This window comes from Pseudomonas sp. Pseusp15 (assembly GCF_059492165.1).
This window is the reverse complement of record NZ_CP168523.1, coordinates 209,009-229,684: the sequence shown is the minus strand read 5'-3', so window position 1 is coordinate 229,684 and position 20,676 is coordinate 209,009. Positions and strand designations below refer to the sequence as shown.

Sequence of the window (20,676 nt, the reverse complement as noted above, 5' to 3'; positions counted from 1 at the left end):
GCAAGGCGGCCTACCTGTCGCCGCCTAATCCGCTGGCTTGGCCCTACGGGCCTTGAAGAACTCGCTCAATACTGCCCCGCACTCCTCGGCCAACACCCCGCCTTCGTACAGCACCCGGTGATTCAAAAAGCCCTGGGTAAAAAACTGCCCCTGGCTCTGCACAATTCCGGCCTTGGGCTCCAGCGCGCCATACACCACCCGCGCAATCCGCGAATGCACGATCAGCCCGGCGCACATGCTGCACGGCTCCAGCGTCACGTATAGCGTACTGCCCGGCAGGCGATAGTTGCTGGCGGCCTGGGCGGCGGCGCGGATCGCGACCATCTCGGCGTGGGCGCTGGGGTCATTGCCGCTGATCGGGCAATTGAAACCGCGCCCGATGATTTCACCGTCCTGCACCAGCACAGCACCCACCGGCACTTCACCCAGCGCCGCGCCTTCGGCGGCGAGGGCCAGGGCTTCGCGCATGAAATCACGATCACGGCTGCGGTCGATAATTGCCGCGGGGCGTATCTGACGCATCACGCCACCTCGATGGCGGCCATCAGGCCGGTTTCCATGTGGTCGATCACATGGCAGTGGAACATCCAGACGCCCGGGTTATCCGCCACCAGCGCCACTTGCGCGCGCTCGTTCTTGCCCAACAGGTAAGTGTCGGTGAAGTACGGGATAACCTTGTGCCGGTTCGAAGAAATAACCTTGAAGCTCATGCCGTGCAAATGGACCGGGTGCTGATACTGAGTCATGTTTTTCAATTCGAAAATATAGCTTTTGCCCTTTTCGAGCTTGGCAATCGGTCGGTCGGCGCAGGTCTTGTCGGTGATATCCCAGGCCTTGCCGTTGATCTGCCACAGGCTGGGCGGCTTGCCATTGTCGACGTTGACCGACACCGAGCCCACCCATTCAAAATTGAAGTTGAGTTTCTCGGCATTGGCCAGGTCTGGCTCGGCCACCGGGTTGGCGGGCAGTGCCGGCGGCCACTCGGTCGGCGCGTCGGTATTGGCCACTGAGCGCAAGGTGCCCAGGCGTACTGGACCATTGCGCAGGGACAGTTCTTCGCCGGCCGGCGGAGCCTTGATTGCCAGGCAAATGCGCATGCCCGGGCCGAGCCAGTATTCCTTGCCCAGTGGGCGCGGTTCGATGGGATTACCATCCAGCGCATAGATCTGCGCTTCGACGCCGGGGATGTTGAGGCGATAAGTCAGGGTGTTGTCGAGGTTGAGCAGGCGTACGCGGGTGATCTGCCCGGCAGGCAAGTCGATCACCGCTTGCGAGATGCCATTGATGGTCGACAGGCGCCCAGCCGTACCGCCACGGGCTGCTTCACGAGGAATGCTGAACGGCACGAAAGCGCCTTCTTCATCGACATGCCAGCTCTTGAGGCTCAAGGTCTTTTCGTACTTGAAACCGGTGGGCTCGCGCTCTTCGATGATCAGCGGACCGACCAGCCCGCGACCGAGTTCTTCGCTGCTGTTCACGTGCGGGTGATACCAATAGCTGCCGGCGTCGGGCACACGGAACTTGTAGTCGAAGTATTCGCCCGGCAGTACCGGCAATTGCGACACGTAGGGCACGCCGTCCATTTCCAGCGGCAGACGGATGCCGTGCCAGTGAATGGTGGTCGCCACTGGCAAGTGGTTGATGAAGCGCACCCGCAGCCATTCGCCCTGACGCACGCGCAACTCAGTGCCCGGCGCCGAGGGGCCGAACGCCCAGGCCTCGGTCTTGTGCCCGGCCACCAGTTCGACGTCCAGCGGGGCGGCGATCAGCTCATAGTCGTGGCCGGCCTCAGCGTCGCCCATCTTGCCCAGCCAGTAACGCGACGCGCCACCGGCCCCCACGCCAACCACCACAAGACCGGCCAGACCACCGAGTATTTGTCGACGGGTAAAGGACATGAACTCAACTACCTCACGTATCAGCCACAGGCGCGGTGCCTGCAAAAGGCGAATACGATACACCTGCGGATGAGAAACAGTAAGGGCAACGCGTGGGAACGATCACTGCAAACCGGTGAGCAGATGCACCACTCCACCGTCCAGCATCATCACGCCTGGCACTCCAGCAGCCGTCAACGCCTGCCGATCCATCCGCGCCACATCCCGTAACTCCACCCGCATCCGGGTCAGCGCCACGGACTGATGTGACTTGAGGTTATCCGCACCGCCCAGTGCGGCCACGACATTCGGTGCCAGACCGGAAACGGCTTGAGCCACCGGTTTTGGCTCATCTACCACCAGATCCGGGGTCAACGCTTTCCAGAACGCCCGCTGCATTTTCTCGAACATGCTCAGTTCTCCAGAACCAGTGAAGTATCGACCGTCGCCTCGTGGTGCAGCCGCAATGCCTCGCGTACCTGCTCGGCACTTTCCAGCCCCAGCACTTGCTGGGCGATGGCCTGACAGTCCAGCAGGTCCACTTCGCGAACCGCCGCCTTGATCGCCGGAATCAGCGGCACGCTCACCGACAACTCATCCACGCCAAGCCCCAGCAACAACGGCACCGCCAGATGTTCCGAAGCCAAGGCACCGCACACACCGACCCATTTGCCATGGGCATGGGCAGCTTTCACTGTACCGGCGATCAAGCGCAGCACCGATGGATGAAAGCTATCCGCCTGACTGGCCAGTCGCGGGTGATCGCGGTCCATGGCCAGGGTGTATTGGGTCAGGTCGTTGGTGCCAATGGAGAAGAAATCCACCTCGGGCGCAAACAGATCCGCCATCAGCGCCGCGGCCGGTACTTCGATCATGATCCCCAGTTTCGGCAGTTCCGTGAGCCCTGCTGCCAGCGCTTCCTCTTCAAGCAGCTGACGGGCCAGCCGCAACTCCGACAACTGCGTGACCATCGGCAACATGATGTGCAGCCGAGCCAACCCGGCGCTGCTCAGGATCGCCTTGAACTGATCGCGCAACAGCTGCGGACGCTCCAGGCACAAACGAATGCCGCGCATGCCCAGGAACGGGTTGGTTTCGCGGTCCATCGGCACGTAGGCCAATGGTTTATCGCCGCCGACATCCAGGGTCCGCACCACCAGACTGCGCGCTGGCCCCAATGCTCGGGCGATAGCGCTGTAGGTGGACGCTTGCTCGTCATGGCTCGGTGCATGGTTGCGATCCAGATAAAGAAACTCCGAACGCAACAGACCGACGCCTTCGCCACCCAGTGTCATGGCCTGTTCGGCTTCGGCCAGCGAAGCGATGTTGGCGGTGATTTCAACGTGATGACCATCGCGGGTACAGGCAGCCAGCGCGGCATTTTCCAATTCATATTGCCGGCGTTTTTTTTGTCGCTGACGATTGGCTTGCAACTGCTCGATGGCGGCCAGCTCGGGATCCAGCTGCAACTCGCCCTGGTCGGCATCGAGCAAAACCCGGGTGCCATTGGCCAGTGTCAGCACCTGAACCGGCAAACCGCAGATCGCCGGCAAGCCGAAGGCCCGGGCGAGAATCGCCACGTGGCTGGTGGCGCCACCGCCGACCGTCGCGAACCCCAGCACCTTGCGCGTGTCCAGGCCAGCGGTCTGGGAGGGCGTCAGTTGCTCGGCAATCAGAATCGCCCCTTCCGGCAACTCCATCGCTTGATCCTCTACGCCGAGAATCAACTTGAGCACCCGTTGACCAACGTCGGCCAAATCCGCTGCCCGTTCGGCCAGCAAGGCATTGCCCAGTTTTTTGAACAAGGTAGCCGTCGACTCTGTGGCAGCCCGCCAGGCGAAACCGGCGCTTTTTCCGGCGTCGATCAGTGCCAGGGCCTGATCCAGCAGGCTTGGGTCTTCGAGCAGTTCCTGATGCGCCTTGAAGATATCTGCCTGGGCGTCACCCGTGGCCTGGTCACGCAACTGCTGCAGGTCCAGGACCGCCGTCGCCAACGCCTGGGACAGGTGCTCGCGCTCAACTTGCGCGCCCCGACCGGACTCAATGACTTCAAGGGTCTGCTGCGCGATCTGCACCACCTGACCAAACGCCGACCCCGCCGATGCACAGACGCCGTGCAGCACCTTCAGCGATGAAGCATCAGCCGCAACCGTTTCAACCTCTGCCATCACTGTCACGGCTTCTCCGCACCCGGCGGCCAGCAACTCGACCAGGGTCTTGATCGCCACTTCGGCATCCGCGCCCGCCGCGCTGACTTGCACGATGTCGCCGTGAGCGGTCTGCAACGCCATGATCGCCACCAGGGATTTGGCGTTCGCGCTGTCCTGCTGTTTATGCAAACAAATACTCGCCGAAAAACCTTTCGCCGCCTGGGCAAACACTGCCGCAGGGCGGGCGTGCAAGCCATTGAGATTGGGCAGCGTCAGCGGTTTTGAGAACAGTGCCTCGCCTTCCTCCAGCTCATCGGCCGCTACTTCAGACGGACTCAAACTCAGCAGCAACTGACCACTTTCCACTACGCCCGTTTCAGTCGTCAGCCAAGTGAACGGCTCACCGCTGACCACCAACATCAAGGTCAACAAACTGCGGGCGTTCAAGGCAATGTAATCGGCATCGAACTCGATCAGCGCCTGCCCCACCTCAACCCGCTGACCTTCCTCCACCAATCGGGTGAAGCCCTTGCCGGCCAGGTTCACGGTGTCGAGGCCAATGTGCATCAACACCTGCACGCCGTTGTCGTCAGTGATGCTGACGGCATGCCCGCTGGCCTGCACATTGCTGATCACTCCAGCCAGCGGTGCGCACAAGGTGGACGAGGTCGGGTCGATGCACAGACCGTCACCGATCACGCGACTGGAAAACACCTGATCAGGCACCTGGTCCAGCGGCATCAGCACGCCGGACAAGGGTGCCAGCAGTTGCAATTGTTGGGGTGTGGCCATGACGTCACCTGCTGTTTTGTTCTTTGAAGTGCCGATGGAGCGCGAGGCCCCGACAGCATCGCTTATTTCCACCAGTACTCGACCTGCAATCCGACGTTCGAACCATGCCGCGCCGTGCCGAAGGCACCGGTGTCGGATAACGCCGAACCTGCCGCCAGTTCATTGGCCGCCCGTTTGGCCGCCTCGTTCCAGCTGGCATAGGTGTAATACAGACGCACCTCGGGGCGCGCCCAGAATTCCGGGCCCTTGGGTGACCAGGTCGGAGCGATGGTGAACTTGCTCAGTTTGCGCGTGCCGCCTGTGGCCTCGACCTGATCATGGCCCAGCTCGGTCACCAGTTTGATTTGCTCGGTGATCGCATAGGCCGGGCGAATCCCGAGGGAAATCCAGTTCTGGTCAGCGCCGTCGGGGCGAATGTCCTTCTGATAAACCGCCTCGACCTGCCCGCCGAAGCGCGGCGTCACTTGCCAGTCGAAGAACTCCACCACGCGATAACTTTTACTGCTGTCGTCCAGCTTCACGTTACCGGTATAGCCCAACCCCGTGCCGGGGCCTTCGCCGTACTGAAAGGCCAGTTTGTTCTTGCCGCCCAGAAAGCCCTTCTGCACATGCTGGGTGGTGATCGCCCAGCCACGGTGAGCGTCGCGGCTGTCGGGCTTGTCGATGTAGCTCAAGCCGAACTCCAACTCACCGCCGGGGTTGGTGTTGAAGCCGGCGACGTTGAAATCGTGACGGTTGATGTAGTCCTTCTGGTACAGGTTGTCCTTGCGCGAGAAGGCGTAGCTGTACTTCAGATCACCGATCAGCACGTCTTCGATACCGCCGCCGGTGGCGCTCTGGTTCCAGTAGTAGAAGTCGGAAATATGGATGTCGTTACGTTTGTAGTAACGCCGACCGGCCCACAGCGAACCACCATTGAGGCTGGGCATGTTCGACCATTGCGCATACAGCTGCGGCATGCGCACCGAGCCGTTGTCACCGTTGAACGTCAGGTCCTTGTCGTACTGGTTATACAGCGATGCCATGCCGTCGACGCTGAGCACCGAACCATCGTCCAGGGTGTACAGATCCTGGCGCAATTCAAGTTCAGCGTACTGTTCACACTCGTTACCCAAGCGGTATTTGGTCTGCGCTCCCGGTAGCTGGAAACACTGCTGTTTACCGCTGTTAACCGAGGTCCCGACGCCGCTGCGCAAGTAACCGGCGAATTCCAGCGCCTGGGCTGACAGTGGTAACGCCAGGCACATGCCCGCCGCTACAAGACTGCGATTTATTGTTGTTTTCAAGAACCACCTCATTATTTTTATTGTGTGATGCAGCAAAACCAGCGCGCAAAACTCCCCCGCGCAGTGTTCTGCGTGTTGTTCGAAACAGTGTTTTTAAATGTTGGTCAGGTGCAGAACGAACGACTCATAGGGCCGTAAAAAGACCTGCCGATGTTGTGGCGGACAGTCCGGGTAATTGCTGATCACCAGACGTTGTGCCATCGCTTCGCTGATCACCTCCGGCGGCAGTTCAACTTCGCACGGTGTGCCATAAAAGTTATTCAGCACCAGCAAACGCTCACCATTGCCTTCACGCACGTACGCCCAGATTTGCGTGTGTTCAGGCAACAACTGCCGGTACACGCCATCGGACATCAGCGCTTCACTGCGGCGCAGGGCAATCAGCTGACGGTAGTGATGCAGCACCGAATCCGGGTCGTCGAGTTGGTGGGCGACGTTGATTTGCGCGGCATTGGCCGGCACCCCGATCCACGGTTCGACAGCGCTGAAACCGGCGTTCGGCTCGGCGCTCCAGTGCATCGGCGTGCGACTGTTGTCCCGGGACTTCTGCATGATCGCCGCCATGTTGTCGGCGTCGCTGGCACCGGCCTCGCGCTTGAGCCGGAAGATGTTCAGAGTCTCGACATCGCGGTACTGATCGATGTGATCGAACCCCGGATTGGTCATGCCCAGCTCTTCGCCTTGATACACAAACGGCGTGCCCTGGAGGAAATGCAGCGCGGTGCCGAGCATCTTCGCCGACACCACCCGATGCTCGCCGTCATCACCAAACCGCGAAACCACCCGCGGCTGGTCGTGGTTACACCAGAACAGCGCGTTCCAGCCACCGCCGGCCTGCATGCCGGTCTGCCAGTCGGAGAGGATGCGCTTGAGTTCGAGGAAATCGAAATCGGCACGAATCCACTTTTGCAGGTTCGGGTAATCAACCTTCAAGTGATGAAAGTTGAAGGTCATCGACAGCTCTTTCGACTCCGGCCGCGAGTAGCGAATGCAGTGTTCCAGACTGGTGGACGACATCTCGCCGACGTTGATCAGGTCATGACCTTCGAACACTTCGCGGTGCATCTGCTGCAAGTACTCGTGGACGTTCGGGCCATCGGTGTAAAAACGTCGACCGTCAGTGTTGTCCTCAGGGAAATCCGCCGGTTTGGAAATCAGGTTGATCACATCCAGACGGAAACCGCCCACGCCTTTGTCGCGCCAGAACCGCATCATCTTGAAGACTTCAGCGCGCACCCTGGGGTTGTCCCAGTTCAGGTCGGCCTGCGTGTGGTCGAACAAGTGCAGGTAATACTGACCGGTCTGGGCTTCGTACTCCCAAGCCGAACCGCCGAACTTGGATTCCCAGTTGTTCGGCTGGTCGCGCCAGATATAGAAGTCGCGGTAAGGGCTATCGAGGCTGCTTCGGGCCTGCTGGAACCAGGTGTGTTCGATCGAGGTGTGGTTGACCACGATGTCGAGCATCAGCTTGATCCCGCGCTTGGCGGCTTCGGCAATCAGCAACTCGCAGTCAGCCATGGTCCCGTAACTCGGGTCGATGGCGTAGTAATCGCTGATGTCGTAACCGTTGTCACGCTGGGGCGAACGCAGGAACGGCGTAATCCACAGGCAATCGACACCCAGCCAGTGCAGGTAATCGAGCTTGGCCACGACGCCGAGCAAATCCCCCGTGGGGTTGCCGGCGTGGCTGTGAAAACTCTTCGGATAGATCTGGTAGATCACCGAACGTTGCCAGTCTTGCATGGCGGATTCCTTTTTGAATAGGTACTGCGAATGCGATCTATCAGGCGACCCGATACCCGGGCCGGACAATCTTCATGCTCAACCCGCAGGTCAAAACAAACGGCACGACCATGGCAATCACCATCCCGACCACGAACATCGGAATGAACTGCGGGATGATCGAGATGAAACCGGGCAAGCCGCCAACGCCGATCGCCGAGGCCTGGACCTTGTTCAGCGACAGGAAAATGCAGCCCAGGGCGGAACCGATCAGGGCCGCATAGAACGGAAACTTGTAGCGCAGGTTGACCCCGAACATGGCCGGTTCGGTGATGCCGAAGTAGGCGGAAATCGCCGAGGTCGAGGCCATGCTTTTGTCCCGTACATTACGGGTCATGTAGAACACCCCCAGTGCCGCGCTGCCCTGGGCGAGGTTGGACATGACGATCATCGGCCAGATGAACGTGCCACCCTGGGTGGAGATCAGTTGCAGGTCGACTGCGAGAAACATGTGGTGCATGCCGGTGATCACCAGTGGTGCGTAGAGCAGGCCGAAAATCGCCCCGCCAACCATCGGCGCCAGGTCGAACAGGGTGACCACGCCTTCAGTGATGAGAATCCCCAGATGGCGGGTCACCGGACCAATTACCGCCAGCGCCAGCACACCGGTGACGACGATGGTGGTGATCGGCACCACCAGCAGTTGAATGGCGTTCGGCACCCGTGCCCGCAACCACTTTTCGATGACGCTCATCACATAGGCCGCCAGCAGGATCGGCAGGATCTGGCCCTGATAACCGACTTTCTCGATCTGGAACACACCGAGGATGTCGAAGTACGGCAAGCTCTGCCCCTCAAGCCCGGCCACCGCTTTGCCGTAGTTCCAGGCGTTGAGCAGATCCGGGTGCACCAGCATCAGGCCGAGCACAATGCCGAGGATTTCGCTGCCGCCAAAGCGCTTGGCCGCCGACCAGCCCACCAGCGCCGGGAGGAACACGAAGGACGTGTTGGCCATCAGGTTGATCAGGCTCCAGAGCCCGTCCAGCGTCGGATAGGCGTCCAGCAGGGTCTTGCCCTCGATGAACATGCCCTTGGCGCCGATCAGGTTGTTGATGCCCATCAGCAGGCCGGCAATGATCAGCGCCGGGAGAATCGGCATGAATACGTCGGAAAACACCCGCACCAGTCGCTGCATGGCGTTGATCTTGTCGGCGCTTTTCTGTTTGACGTCGGCGATGGTCGAGACGGCGAGACCGGTCTGTCGGCGCAGCTCGGCGTAGACCTTTTCCACTTCGCCAGGGCCGATCACCACCTGGAACAGGCCGCCGGTATAGAACGAACCCTTGACCAGATCGATCCGGTTCAGCGTGGCGCTGTCGACCAGGCTCGGGTCCTTGAGGGCCAGGCGCAGCCGTGTGACACAGTGCGCGGCCTGCTCGAGGTTGTCGCTGCCACCGAGGCTGTGCAGCAGCTCGGTGACGATGTTCGGATAGTCATGGCTCATGCTTGTTCTTCCGCTGTAGTTTTTTGTTATTGGCAGCACGCCGAAGCGAAAAATACTCGTCTGTACGAGTTAAAGCAACAACTCGTACAGACGAGTTTGATTTTGTTTATCCTGAACCCGACAGGCGGCGATATTTCCTACCCCCTAAGTCAAAGAAACCCAAAGCCGCATGGACAAACCCCTACCCTGCCCTTAAGGTTCAAAACCTTGAGCACAACGCGGCACAGAGCCATCCCCATGAGTAAATACAACCAGATCTACAGCGATCTGCTTGCCAGCATTACCACCGAACGTCTGGAACGCGGCGCCCGATTGCCTTCCGAAACCGAACTGATGGACAGCTATCAAGCCAGTCGCGGCACCGTGCGCAAGGCCATCGAGCAATTGCAGGAGCGCGGTTTCGCCCAGAAAGTCCATGGCAAAGGCACCTTCGTGCTGTCCACCAACCCGATCGAGTTTCAGCTCGGCGGCATCGTCAGCTTCCAGGAAACCTACCCGCGACTGGGCAACGACGTCAGCACCGAAGTGGTCGAATTCACCCAGATTCCTCTCGAAGGCCCGCTGCTCGAACACATCAAGGCGGCTGAGGGCAGCGTGATCACGCGGATCAAGCGCGTGCGGCGGATCGACGGCAAACGCGTGATCCTGGACATCAACCATTTCGTCAGCGACGTGATTCCCGGCTTGTCCCGCGAAATCGCCGAGCACTCGATCTATGCCTTCATCGAGCAAACCCTGCAACTGCAGATCGCCTATGCCCAGCGCACCATCGAAGCGGTGCCGCGCAGCAAGGACGACCAGCAACACCTGGACCTCGACGGCCAGAGCCATGTGATTGTGGTCAGCAACCAGACCTTCCTGCAGGACGGCCGCCAGTTCGAGTACACCGAATCGCGGCATACCCTCGACAAGTTCTACTTTTCGGATGTGGCACGGCGCTGACCCTACACGTTCCAGAATCGTGTTTGTACATAACTATGTAGTGCACCTCCCTCGAGCAAATGGGCAATCCTCTCAGCCCATTTCTCAAGGAGCGAGAACATGCCTACCGATCAAACAAGTGAAACGCTGCCCGATACCGCAGACAAACAGCACCTGCTGACCATCGCACCCGTCATCGTGACTGCCTGTCCCGATTTGCACGAAGAAGCCCATGTGATGGCCACTGAAATCCTGAAAAAACACGGCATTACCGGCCTGGACCCGGATCAGGTCTGGTGGCATCGCTTTGGCAATGTCACGGCCAGCAGCACCCAGACCTTCCTGGGTTGGGAGCACTACCCTAAACCCAGTCAGTCAATGACCCTGACGCAGCTGGTGATTCATCGGTACTACGTCACTGATCAGGACTATTTCGATCAGCTGGACTGTTACGGCGGGTTTTACACCGCCGACGCAACCGCCAGCATTTACAACGAAACCAACGAAGTCCGGATGTACCCCAGCGCAGTGCTCAAGGATTTCTGGCACGAGACCTTCAGTGACCGTTACCGGGACAAGCTGAACGCCTACTGGAGCGCGCATTTCGATGACTACCGGACCTTGGCGAAATGCAACTATCTGAGTAAAGCCATCGAGGCGCGGGAAAACGGTACGCTGCAGGAGGAAGAGTTCCAAACCGTCATCCGGGCCGTCGCCGCTGACAAATGCTGGCCGATCTCCCTGGAGACCTTGCGTGCGCAAACCTCTGCACCAGCAGATCTGCGGGTGTGCGCCCTGGACGTCGTGGGGCATGTCGCCACGGATATTCTGCGTATCGATGACGGTAGCGGACGGCAAATCACCTATGTCCCGGGGGCCACAGAAGCGTTTCACGTGCACCCGACGTTGACGGACATGCACTGGTGGATCCTGCTGCAAATGAATGATGACGCGCGCTATACCGAGTTCATGACTCACTTCCCGCTGTCGGTGCGTCAGGAGATCCACGACAACATTACGCCCCTGATGAACCAGTTGGTGGGCACGTGGGGCAAATACGATCACCATCTGATCAATCAGAAAAACATCACCATCAGTGGTGACGCGTTCTCCTGGTTGAGCCGTAATGTGCAGAGCGCAATGTCGCAAGAGGCCGATCTGTCTCTGGTAACCAACGGACAACTGCGTAAAGGCATGTGGCTGGGTTACCTGAGCGCCGGTCTGCACGTCTTCGGGCCGCTGGCGCTGCTCGGCTGGCCGATTGCACTGCCGGTGATTGGCGCCAGCATCGCCTCAATGGGCTTGAACATCGACAAGGCCGTGAACGGCAAAACGGTGGCGGAGCGCAAGGCCGGCGTAAAAGGCGCCGTACTGGCTGGAATCAACCTTCTGTTCAACCTTCCGCTGCTCAAGGAGGTCGATGTTCTGGAAGAGGTCGGCGCTTCGGCCGAGGCCGCCGAAGCCGCCGAAATGGCCAGGCTGCGGGAGGCCAACAATCCTGCCGAACCGATCGGTACGCAAGAACAGGAGCTGTCCGACGGTTCAGGGCGCGCAACCACTCAACTTCCAGAGTTCATCCCCCTGAAACCGGCGCCGGCACAGAACCTTGAAGTACCGGAGCACTGGCAAAGTAACGAGATTCTGGAAAGTGAGGCGCCACTTGCCACCAGCGGCAAGTTCCAGGGCATCTACTCGCTCAACTCCAACCCCTCGACTGCCATCATGATGAACGACGCAGCCTATTACGTGCGTTACGAAACCGACATCAACGGCGGTGGCACCTGGGCCATCATCGACCCGGCAAACCCTCACGCGTCCTCAGGATCGATCCCCGTGCGTTTGAACGCCGATGGCGAGTGGGAGTTGACGCCCAAATCCGGTTTGAAGGGTGGTGGCAACGACGACCTCGCCGCTGTTCCGGGTCCTTCCCGGTTTCCCGACCATGTCCGACCACCGGAATCATTTAGCGTGCCCTCGACGAAGTACGACACCTCCAATGGGCGGTCGCTCAACTTCCTGGGGCTAGGTAAGAAAGAAACGCACATAAAAATAATCAACCTTCCCAACGGACGCATACAAGGGGTGACACCCTATGAAGAGTTCGTCGCGGGACATCGCACAGCTCTATTGAGAGATGCTCGTGCTTTCTTCTCCAAAGAAAACTTTTTTGCCTCATTGCCGACACGCCCGGTACAACCCGTCATCACGCCGTCGATGACTGTCCCGGAACTCATTCAGGAAATATTCGATGCTTCGCCGGGATTAGTGATTGGAGAAAGCCAGGATCGTATTGCCAGCATGCGGTTCCTCATCGAGAACATGCAGACGTTGGCCAGGCAAGGCGTCAAGACGATCTATATGCATCGCTTGCTCAATGACTTCAATCAAATGGACCTGAATATTTTCGGCAGAGGCGCAAAGATGGACGGCATGCTCGAAAAGTATTTGAAACAGTTACAAAGCGATCCTGCCGGGCAGCTCACCCCTCTTGAGGTCGTCAAGGTGGCTCGCGAGAACGGTATCCGGATCCAGTCGACCGATTGCCTGGCAAGTTACCGATATCCAGAATCGTCCCTCATTGATGTTCAGGAACAATCCATTAAAAACTACCTCACCACCACGATCATGCGTGCCAATGAAGCGCTTGGCAGATCAGGTAAATGGGTCGTGCTGACGGGCCAGGAAAACACCAATACCTTTAGAGGCATTGCCGGCCTCAGCGAACTGAATGGCGGTATCGGCTTGCGTATCGAGGAAGTACTTCCCGAGCGCAGCCTGCATATGGAGATAGACCACGGCATAGAGGTGGGCCGCAATGCCAGCCCGCCCCCCGTTAACTTTCATGGAGATTTCGACACCTTGTATGCCGATATCAACCTGCAAGTACCGATGCCCATGCTGCAACGAACCCCGGACGAAATCGCTCAACTGCTGTTCCGCCAGGGAATGTTCACTTTCAAGGAATCTGACGGAACCTGGACATTGGTCCATCGCAGCAGAACCGGCCTGATCACAGAGACTCTGGTTGAACGAACGGCCGATGGGCAATACCTGGTCAATCGCCCCGCCTGGACTGACATCCATCAAAAACCTTACCCCAACCTGATCAGCCTTTCCCATGCGCTCACCGGCATGGGCATGAAACTCGAAGGACGCTTGCCAGTGTAGAAAAATACCGCACCGTGAAACGCGAAAGGCCCCGTGAACTCACATTCACGGGGCCTTTCGGTTGTTACCGACAATCAGTCAGAGCGGGATCACTCCCACTCAATCGTCGCTGGCGGCTTGCTCGACACGTCATAGGTGACGCGGGAGATGCCTTCGATTTCATTGATGATGCGGCCGCTGACGGTTTCCAGCAGTTCGTAAGGCAGGTGTGCCCAACGCGCGGTCATGAAGTCGATGGTTTCCACGGCACGCAGGGCAACGACCCAGGCGTAACGACGGCCATCGCCGACAACGCCAACCGACTTCACCGGCTGGAACACCACGAACGCCTGGCTGACCTTGTGGTACCAGTCGGCCTTGCGCAGTTCTTCGATGAAGATGTGGTCGGCACGACGCAGCAGGTCGGCGTATTCCTTCTTCACTTCACCGAGGATCCGCACGCCCAGGCCCGGACCCGGGAACGGGTGACGGTAGACCATGTCGTACGGCAGGCCGAGTTCCAGGCCCAGACGACGGACTTCGTCCTTGAACAGTTCGCGCAGCGGCTCAACCAGCTTGAGGTTCATTTCTTCCGGCAGGCCACCCACGTTGTGGTGCGACTTGATCACGTGCGCCTTGCCGCTTTTCGCGCCAGCCGACTCGATCACGTCCGGGTAGATGGTGCCCTGGGCCAGGTACTTGATGTTGTCCAGCTTGCAGGATTCGGCATCGAACACATCGATGAAGGTACGGCCGATGATCTTGCGCTTCTTCTCTGGATCGGACTCGCCAGCCAAGTTGTTGAGGAACTGGTCCTCGGCGTTGGCGCGGATCACTTTGACGCCCATGTTCTCGGCGAACATGGCCATCACTTGCTCGCCTTCGTGCAGACGCAGCAGGCCGTTGTCGACGAATACGCAGGTCAGCTGATCGCCAATGGCCTTGTGCAGCAGCGCGGCAACCACCGAGGAGTCCACGCCGCCGGACAGACCGAGCAGAACGTTGTCGGTGCCAACCTGGGCACGGACCTGGGCGATGGCGTCTTCGGCAATCTTCGACGGCGTCCACAGGGCTTCACAGCCACAGATGTCGAGGATGAAGCGCGACAGGATGCGACCGCCCTGCTTGGTGTGGGTCACTTCCGGGTGGAACTGCACGCCGTAGTAGGCACGGTCATCGTTGAACATACCGGCAATCGGGCAGCTCGGGGTGCTGGCCAGGATGTGGAAGTCTTCCGGCATCTTGGTGACCTTGTCACCGTGGCTCATCCATACGTCGAGGCCGAACAGGCCATCAGCGTCGATATGGTCTTCGATGCCGTCGAGCAGGCGGCTCTTGCCGACCACGTCGACACGGGCGTAACCGAACTCACGCAGGTCGGAACCTTCAACCTTGCCGCCCAGTTGCTCGGCCATGGTCTGCATGCCATAGCAGATACCGAAGACTGGCACGCCCAGGTCAAACACCGCTTGCGGGCAGCGAGGGCTGTCAGCTTCGTGCACGGACTCGGGGCCGCCGGCGAGGATCACACCTTTTGGAGCGAATTCGCGAATGGCTTCCTCGTCCATGTCGAACGGATGCAGTTCGCAGTAAACGCCGATTTCACGCACGCGGCGGGCGATCAGTTGGGTGTACTGGGAACCGAAGTCGAGGATCAGGATGCGGTGAGCGTGAATGTCGAGGGCCATGATTCAGTCTCGTCTAAGTAATTCAGAAACAGTCGTGATTCAGAAACAACTCGGGGCTGAATAGAACAGCCCCGGTTGCTTAACGATTTGCTTGAAGCCTCAACCTACGCGGTAGTTTGGCGCTTCTTTGGTGATCTGTACGTCGTGGACGTGGGACTCGGCCATGCCAGCACCGGTGATCCGCACGAACTCAGGCTTGGTGCGCATTTCTTCGATGTCGGCGCTGCCGGTGTAACCCATCGAGGAACGCAGGCCGCCCATCAGTTGATGGATGATGGCGCTCAGGGTGCCCTTGTAAGGAACACGCCCTTCGATACCTTCCGGAACCAGCTTCTCGGCACCCGCGGAGGAGTCCTGGAAGTAACGGTCGGAGGAACCTTGAGCCTGGGACATGGCGCCCAGCGAACCCATGCCGCGATAAGCCTTGTACGAACGGCCCTGGAACAGTTCGATCTCGCCTGGCGCTTCTTCAGTACCGGCGAACATCGAGCCCATCATCACGCAGGAGGCACCGGCCACGATGGCCTTGGACAGGTCACCGGAGAAACGGATGCCGCCGTCGGCGATCAACGGAACACCGGTGCCTTCAAGGGCAGCGGCAACGTTGGCGATGGCACTGATTTGCGGAACGCCGACACCGGCGACGATACGGGTGGTGCAGATCGAGCCTGGGCCGATACCGACCTTGACTGCGTCAGCGCCGGCTTCGGCCAGGGCCTTGGCGGCAGCGCCGGTGGCGATGTTGCCGCCGATGACCTGCACTTCAGGGAAGTTCTGCTTGACCCAGCGAACGCGGTCGATCACACCTTTGGAGTGACCGTGGGCAGTGTCGACCACCACCACGTCAACACCTGCATGGACCAGGGCAGCTACACGGTCACCGGTGTCTTTACCGGTACCGACTGCAGCGCCAACGCGCAGACGACCTTGATCGTCCTTGCTGGCCAGCGGATAAGCCTTGGCTTTTTCGATGTCGTTGACGGTCATCATGCCTTTGAGGGCAAATTTGTCGTCGACGATCAGCACGCGCTCGATGCGGTGCTTGTGCAGCAATTCACGCACATCGTTCTTGTTGGCGCCTTCCTTGACCGTGACCAGACGCTCTTTAGGCGTCATCACTTCACGGACACTGACGTCCATGCGGTTTTCGAAACGCACGTCACGGGAAGTGACGATGCCGACCAGGTCGCCATCGTGCAGTACCGGAACGCCGGAGATGTTGTGCAGGCGGGTCAGTTCGAACAGTTCACGCACCGTGGCATCGGCCTCGATGGTGATCGGGTCCTTGACCACACCGGCTTCGTAACGCTTGACCTTGCGCACTTCGGCAGCTTGCTGCTCGATGGTCATGTTCTTGTGGATGATGCCGATGCCACCTTCCTGAGCCATGGCGATTGCCAGACGGGCTTCAGTAACAGTGTCCATAGCGGCGGAAACCAGTGGAATATTCAGCTCGATGCCACGGGTAAGGCGGGTCTTGAGACTGACTTCGTTAGGAAGCACCTCGGAATAACCGGGCACTAGGAGAATGTCGTCGAATGTCAGAGCTTCTTGGCTGATACGCAGCATCGCGGGGGCTCCCGAGCGGGAAAATGGAAGCGCGCCATTATAGTCAGACACCCCCTCGGGTTCAATGTAAAACTCTGTCTATTATTGGCATTACTGACATACGGAGAAACATTGTCCCCCGTAGGGGACCAACGCCGGCATTTAGAGTTCGACTTTGACCCAACTCACGGGCTGATCCAGCCAATCGGCAAACTCATCGATAAAGTCCTGCTTGAACCCGGCCTCGAGCCAATTGTTGAAGATGAACCCCAGGTTGGAAAAGCCGCATTCCTGCAAAAACAGAAAGCCGTTGATGTCGTCTTCATGCCCGCACTCAGGGCAAGTGAAGTTATCGGTGCGCCCCGGCATCCAGTCTTCCAGGCTTTCGAACAGCGCTTCGCCGATCTCCTTGCGGCACTCGGCACAACCGGCTTCTTCGAGGAACCCCTTGGCCGGTGTATAGATGCAACGCTTGGTGATGATCTCCAGGCCATTGATCGGTTCGCCGAACGGCAGCGCCTCAGGGTGCAGCACCACGGCGCGGGCGCCATCGGCGATGGCGTGGGCCATGTGATTGCCGGTGCGGCCACAGGTGGTCAGCTCTTCTTTAATGATGTTCTTGCGCACCAGCCACCGCACGACCGCCCGGGCCCGGGGTTCGTGTACCGGCAGTGTGGAGATTTTCGGGACAATGATGCTTTGCGAATTCATGGTGCAAGCCTACTGCGTCAAATGGATGTTACTGCGGTGCGCCGATTGTCAGGGCGGCCGGCAGCTTAATCCCTGACGAAATCCGGTCAAGTACTCAAATAACGCCCGATCAAGGCAATCCCGCTGGCCAGCACCAGCCAGGTCACCAGCCGCACGAAGGCCTCGCGGGACAATTTCATGGTCAATCGCCGACCGATCCACAGCCCCAGCGCCATCGCCGGCAACAAACACAGCGCCAATACCAACAAGGGTAGCTCGGCATACACACCGGCGACGGCAAACAGGCTCAAACGCACCACGGTGCTGCAACTGATCAGCGCACTCTGGGTGGCTCGGGCCTTATCCTTGGGTAAGCGACTGTTCAAATAGATCGCATATAGAAAGCCGCCGCTGCCAAACAGCGCCCCGAACATCCCGCCCACCGTGCCCATCGGCACCGCCCACCCGGCGGATAATTGTGTCGGACGGGTTTTGATCCACAGGCTGTAAATCGCATAGGCGCTGATAAACAGCCCCATCAATAGCAGCAATACATCGGATTTCAGGTTCAGCAGAAAAATCACCCCCAATGTGCAACCCACCGCCATGCACGGCAGCAGTCGCAGCAACTCGGACCGCTCCACATCTCGGCGCGAGGGCAGCAGATTGCCGAACGCGGCGACGAAATCCAGCAGCACCAGCAGCGGCACGATTTTCGACAGTGGCATGAACAGAATCAGAATCGGCCCCGCCACCAGCGCGGTGCCAAAACCGGCAATGCCGAACACGATGTAGGCCAGGGCAACACCCAATCCGATCACCAACCAATCCACCGCACCCCACGGCCATTGGCTCAACAACTCCAGCACATTCATCGACACGGCTTCCTTTTATTCCTGTGATGACTTTAGCCAGCGCCGGGCGTTGCGACTAATATCTTCAAAATCGATCACCCATCTCAAAAAGGCATATCTGGTGCTTTCAACCCGCCAATTGCGTTACTTCGTGGAAATCGCCGAGAGCGGCAGCTTCAGCGCGGCGGCCGAACGACTGTTTATTGCTCAGTCAGCCTTGAGCCGACAGATCAAGGACATGGAAACCCGCCTGCAAACGCCGCTGTTCGAACGAACCGCCCGCCAGCCCCGCCTGACGGCAGCGGGTGAAGCCTTTTTGCCTCGGGCCAGAAACCTGCTGAACGAACTGACCAAGGCCAGCGAAATGGCCACTCAAGTGGGCACCGGTCAACTGGGCGTCGTGCGCCTGAGCCACTCAAGCACCGTGCCCATGAGTGGTCGACTGCTGCGCGGCATCAGCGTTTATCTGGATCTGCATGCCGGGGTGTCGATGGATATCGTCAAGCTGTCCTCGGAGGCACAACTGGAAGAATTGGCCGAAGGTCGCCTCGATGTGGGTCTGTTGCGCCTGCCGGTGCTGCGCCAGCGTGAAGGGGTGCAGATTGTTCCGCTGTACAGCGAGCGTCTGTTGTTGGCAGTGCCGCCGAATCATCGGCTGGCTGTGGAAAAGTCCGCACACGGCATCGATCTGGCACAGTTGAAGGATGAAGCGTTTATTTCCATCCCTCATCCACAGCGTGGCGGCCTGAGCTATCTATCTGCCGAGTTGTGCATGCGCCAAGGGTTCTTTCCCCGGGCGGCTCGGGTGGTGTCACGCAAAACCACGCAACTGCAATTGATCCAGGCCGGGTTCGGCATCGCGCTATTACCGGAATCAATGCAGGACATTGCGCCGCCGGATATCCATTTTCTCCCCTTGGCCGATCCGGATTGCCACAGCACCGTCGCCCTCGCCTGCCGGCAAGATCCCGCCGCGCTGGTTCAGCAATTCGTTGAACACTTCACCCGGCTGCCGTAGCAAACCTGTGGGGAGCGACCTGTGGCGAGGGGGCTCCCACAGGGGATTTTCGCCGGATCATGGAGATTGATCGCCGAATGCCTTTAAACTGCGCCCCATGATTAAAGATCCCTTTGCAAGACTCGGCCTGGACCGGGAAGTCCTGACTGTCAGCCAGCTCAACGGCCGCGCGCGGGTGTTGCTCGAAGACGTTTTCAGCAACATCTGGGTCGAAGGCGAAATCTCCAACCTCGCCCGCCCGGCGTCCGGCCATGTGTATTTCACCCTCAAGGACAGCGGCGCCCAGGTGCGTTGTGCACTGTTCCGGCAGAACGCCGCGCGGGTTCGCCAGGCGCTGAAGGACGGCCTGGCGGTCAAGGTTCGTGGCAAGGTTTCGCTGTTTGAAGGCCGTGGTGACTACCAACTGATTCTCGACACCGTGGAGCCGGCTGGTGACGGCGCCCTGCGTCTGGCCTTCGATGCTTTGAAGGAAAAACTCAGCGCCGAAGGCCTGTTCAGTGCCGAGCGCAAAGTGCCGCTGCCGGCGCACCCGCAACGCATCGGCATCATCAGTTCACCCACCGGCGCGGTGATCCGCGACATCATCAGTGTGTTCCGCCGCCGTGCGCCGCAGGTGCAACTGACGCTGATCCCTACCGCCGTACAAGGTCGCGAAGCCACTGCGCAAATTGTCCGCGCGCTGAAACTGGCGGACGCACGTGGTTTCGATGCGCTGATCCTGGCCCGTGGCGGCGGCTCGCTGGAAGACCTCTGGTGTTTCAACGAAGAAGCCGTGGCCCGCGCCGTGGACGCCTGTGTGACGCCAATCGTCAGCGCCGTCGGCCATGAAACCGATGTATCGATCAGTGACTTCGTCGCCGACGTTCGTGCCCCGACTCCGTCCGCCGCCGCCGAACTGCTGGCGCCTGACTCCAGCGATCTGGTGCGTCGGGTCGAAAGCCTGCACCGACGACTGGTGATGCGCATGCGTGACCGCTTGATGCGCGATCGGCTGCGTCTGGAAGGCATCTCTCGGCGCTTGCGCCATCCCGGCGAACGCCTGCGTCAGCAAGCGCAACGCCTGGATGATCTGGACATGCGCCTGCGCCGCGCTTTCGAACGTAGCCTCAACACCCGTCGCGAGCGCTTGATCCGCCTGGAAACCCGCCTCGCCGGGCAACATCCCGGGCGACAACTGGCGATGCTTCGCCAGCGCCTCGACAGCCTCGCCGAGCGCCTGCCCCGGGCCATGCGCGAAGGGCTTAAATCCCGTCGCCTGCAACTGCAAAGTCAGATGCAGACGCTGCATGTGGTCAGCCCGTTGGCGACCCTCGCTCGTGGCTACAGCATTCTGCTGGACGAGCGCGGCAACGCGATCCGCAGCGCCGCGCAAACCCACACCGGCCAGCGCCTGAAAGCCAAACTCGGCGATGGCGAACTGCAAGTGCGGGTCGAAGACAATCACCTGACGCCTGTCACCCTTTCTTTACTGGATTGATC

General features: G+C 59.6%; 15 protein-coding genes. 4 read left to right on the top strand and 11 right to left on the bottom strand.

The genetic code is table 11. The features are described 5' to 3' along the window. Positions 1 to 24: 24 nt before the first annotated feature. The 7 genes from tadA to treP all read right to left on the bottom strand — a co-directional run bounded on the left by tadA (position 25) and on the right by treP (position 9,331). Positions 25 to 522, bottom strand: a complete 498-nt coding sequence (gene tadA / locus ACEN8R_RS01065; protein ID WP_018927040.1) for a tRNA adenosine(34) deaminase TadA — start codon at positions 520 to 522, stop codon at positions 25 to 27. Next, a complete protein-coding gene (locus tag ACEN8R_RS01060; RefSeq protein WP_018927041.1) occupies positions 522 to 1,898 on the bottom strand; it encodes a multicopper oxidase family protein in 1,377 nt (458 codons plus the stop codon). The genes tadA and ACEN8R_RS01060 overlap by 1 nt, the downstream gene beginning before the upstream one ends. 102 nt (positions 1,899 to 2,000) lie before the next feature. Beyond that, a complete protein-coding gene (locus ACEN8R_RS01055; protein ID WP_018927042.1) occupies positions 2,001 to 2,288 on the bottom strand; it encodes a PTS sugar transporter subunit IIB in 288 nt (95 codons plus the stop codon). A 2-nt stretch (positions 2,289 to 2,290) separates the two neighbouring features. Beyond that, a complete protein-coding gene (gene ptsP / locus ACEN8R_RS01050) occupies positions 2,291 to 4,819 on the bottom strand; it encodes a phosphoenolpyruvate--protein phosphotransferase (RefSeq protein WP_018927043.1) in 2,529 nt (842 codons plus the stop codon). 62 nt (positions 4,820 to 4,881) lie between these two features. Next, positions 4,882 to 6,105 (bottom strand): maltoporin, encoded by a 1,224-nt coding sequence (locus ACEN8R_RS01045; protein ID WP_026286493.1) that lies wholly within the window; start codon positions 6,103 to 6,105, stop codon positions 4,882 to 4,884. Positions 6,106 to 6,198: 93 nt separating this feature from the next. Then, positions 6,199 to 7,848 carry an alpha,alpha-phosphotrehalase gene (treC, locus tag ACEN8R_RS01040; RefSeq protein ID WP_018927045.1) on the bottom strand — a complete coding sequence of 550 codons (1,650 nt, stop codon included), beginning with the start codon at positions 7,846 to 7,848 and terminating at the stop codon, positions 6,199 to 6,201. 40 nt (positions 7,849 to 7,888) lie between these two features. Then, on the bottom strand, positions 7,889 to 9,331 hold the full coding sequence (treP, locus tag ACEN8R_RS01035) for a PTS system trehalose-specific EIIBC component (protein WP_018927046.1): 1,443 nt from the start codon (positions 9,329 to 9,331) through the stop codon (positions 7,889 to 7,891). 237 nt (positions 9,332 to 9,568) lie between these two features. On the opposite strand from treP, the gene treR reads away from it, so the two are divergent. Both treR and ACEN8R_RS01025 read left to right on the top strand, forming a co-directional pair. After that, on the top strand, positions 9,569 to 10,273 hold the full coding sequence (gene treR, locus ACEN8R_RS01030) for a trehalose operon repressor (protein WP_018927047.1): 705 nt from the start codon (positions 9,569 to 9,571) through the stop codon (positions 10,271 to 10,273). A gap of 99 nt (positions 10,274 to 10,372) precedes the next feature. Next, entirely contained in the window at positions 10,373 to 13,420 is a 3,048-nt protein-coding gene (locus tag ACEN8R_RS01025) for a membrane-targeted effector domain-containing toxin (protein ID WP_018927048.1), read from the top strand. Positions 13,421 to 13,509: 89 nt separating this feature from the next. Here the strand turns inward: ACEN8R_RS01025 and guaA are convergent, their stop codons facing one another. The 4 genes from guaA to ACEN8R_RS01005 all read right to left on the bottom strand — a co-directional run bounded on the left by guaA (position 13,510) and on the right by ACEN8R_RS01005 (position 18,200). Then, the gene (guaA, locus tag ACEN8R_RS01020; protein WP_018927049.1) at positions 13,510 to 15,087 is read right to left on the bottom strand and encodes a glutamine-hydrolyzing GMP synthase; all 1,578 of its coding nucleotides are present in this window, start codon (positions 15,085 to 15,087) and stop codon (positions 13,510 to 13,512) included. A gap of 99 nt (positions 15,088 to 15,186) precedes the next feature. Continuing rightward, entirely contained in the window at positions 15,187 to 16,656 is a 1,470-nt protein-coding gene (gene guaB, locus ACEN8R_RS01015; protein ID WP_018927050.1) for an IMP dehydrogenase, read from the bottom strand. Positions 16,657 to 16,797: 141 nt separating this feature from the next. Next, positions 16,798 to 17,346, bottom strand: coding sequence for a hypothetical protein (locus tag ACEN8R_RS01010; RefSeq protein WP_018927051.1), 549 nt, complete (start codon positions 17,344 to 17,346; stop codon positions 16,798 to 16,800). A gap of 86 nt (positions 17,347 to 17,432) precedes the next feature. After that, positions 17,433 to 18,200 carry a sulfite exporter TauE/SafE family protein gene (locus ACEN8R_RS01005; protein WP_018927052.1) on the bottom strand — a complete coding sequence of 256 codons (768 nt, stop codon included), beginning with the start codon at positions 18,198 to 18,200 and terminating at the stop codon, positions 17,433 to 17,435. A 100-nt stretch (positions 18,201 to 18,300) separates the two neighbouring features. Here ACEN8R_RS01005 and ACEN8R_RS01000 point away from each other — a divergent pair, with 100 nt between their 5' ends. Together ACEN8R_RS01000 and xseA are read left to right on the top strand one after the other, a co-directional pair. Further along, the gene (locus tag ACEN8R_RS01000) at positions 18,301 to 19,197 is read left to right on the top strand and encodes a LysR family transcriptional regulator (protein WP_018927053.1); all 897 of its coding nucleotides are present in this window, start codon (positions 18,301 to 18,303) and stop codon (positions 19,195 to 19,197) included. Between the two features lie 97 nt (positions 19,198 to 19,294). Beyond that, on the top strand, positions 19,295 to 20,674 hold the full coding sequence (gene xseA / locus ACEN8R_RS00995) for an exodeoxyribonuclease VII large subunit (RefSeq protein WP_018927054.1): 1,380 nt from the start codon (positions 19,295 to 19,297) through the stop codon (positions 20,672 to 20,674). Positions 20,675 to 20,676 lie beyond the last annotated feature (2 nt).

Coding starts and splice junctions, on each gene's coding strand:
- ACEN8R_RS01010 (WP_018927051.1), bottom strand. CDS start 17,346: ATGAATTCGCAAAGCATCATTGTCCCGAAAATCTCCACACTGCCGGTA.
- treR (WP_018927047.1), top strand. CDS start 9,569: ATGAGTAAATACAACCAGATCTACAGCGATCTGCTTGCCAGCATTACC.
- guaB (WP_018927050.1), bottom strand. CDS start 16,656: ATGCTGCGTATCAGCCAAGAAGCTCTGACATTCGACGACATTCTCCTA.
- ACEN8R_RS01005 (WP_018927052.1), bottom strand. CDS start 18,200: ATGAATGTGCTGGAGTTGTTGAGCCAATGGCCGTGGGGTGCGGTGGAT.
- guaA (WP_018927049.1), bottom strand. CDS start 15,087: ATGGCCCTCGACATTCACGCTCACCGCATCCTGATCCTCGACTTCGGT.
- ACEN8R_RS01060 (WP_018927041.1), bottom strand. CDS start 1,898: ATGTCCTTTACCCGTCGACAAATACTCGGTGGTCTGGCCGGTCTTGTG.
- treC (WP_018927045.1), bottom strand. CDS start 7,848: ATGCAAGACTGGCAACGTTCGGTGATCTACCAGATCTATCCGAAGAGT.
- xseA (WP_018927054.1), top strand. CDS start 19,295: ATGATTAAAGATCCCTTTGCAAGACTCGGCCTGGACCGGGAAGTCCTG.
- tadA (WP_018927040.1), bottom strand. CDS start 522: ATGCGTCAGATACGCCCCGCGGCAATTATCGACCGCAGCCGTGATCGT.
- ACEN8R_RS01025 (WP_018927048.1), top strand. CDS start 10,373: ATGCCTACCGATCAAACAAGTGAAACGCTGCCCGATACCGCAGACAAA.
- ACEN8R_RS01055 (WP_018927042.1), bottom strand. CDS start 2,288: ATGTTCGAGAAAATGCAGCGGGCGTTCTGGAAAGCGTTGACCCCGGAT.
- treP (WP_018927046.1), bottom strand. CDS start 9,331: ATGAGCCATGACTATCCGAACATCGTCACCGAGCTGCTGCACAGCCTC.
- ptsP (WP_018927043.1), bottom strand. CDS start 4,819: ATGGCCACACCCCAACAATTGCAACTGCTGGCACCCTTGTCCGGCGTG.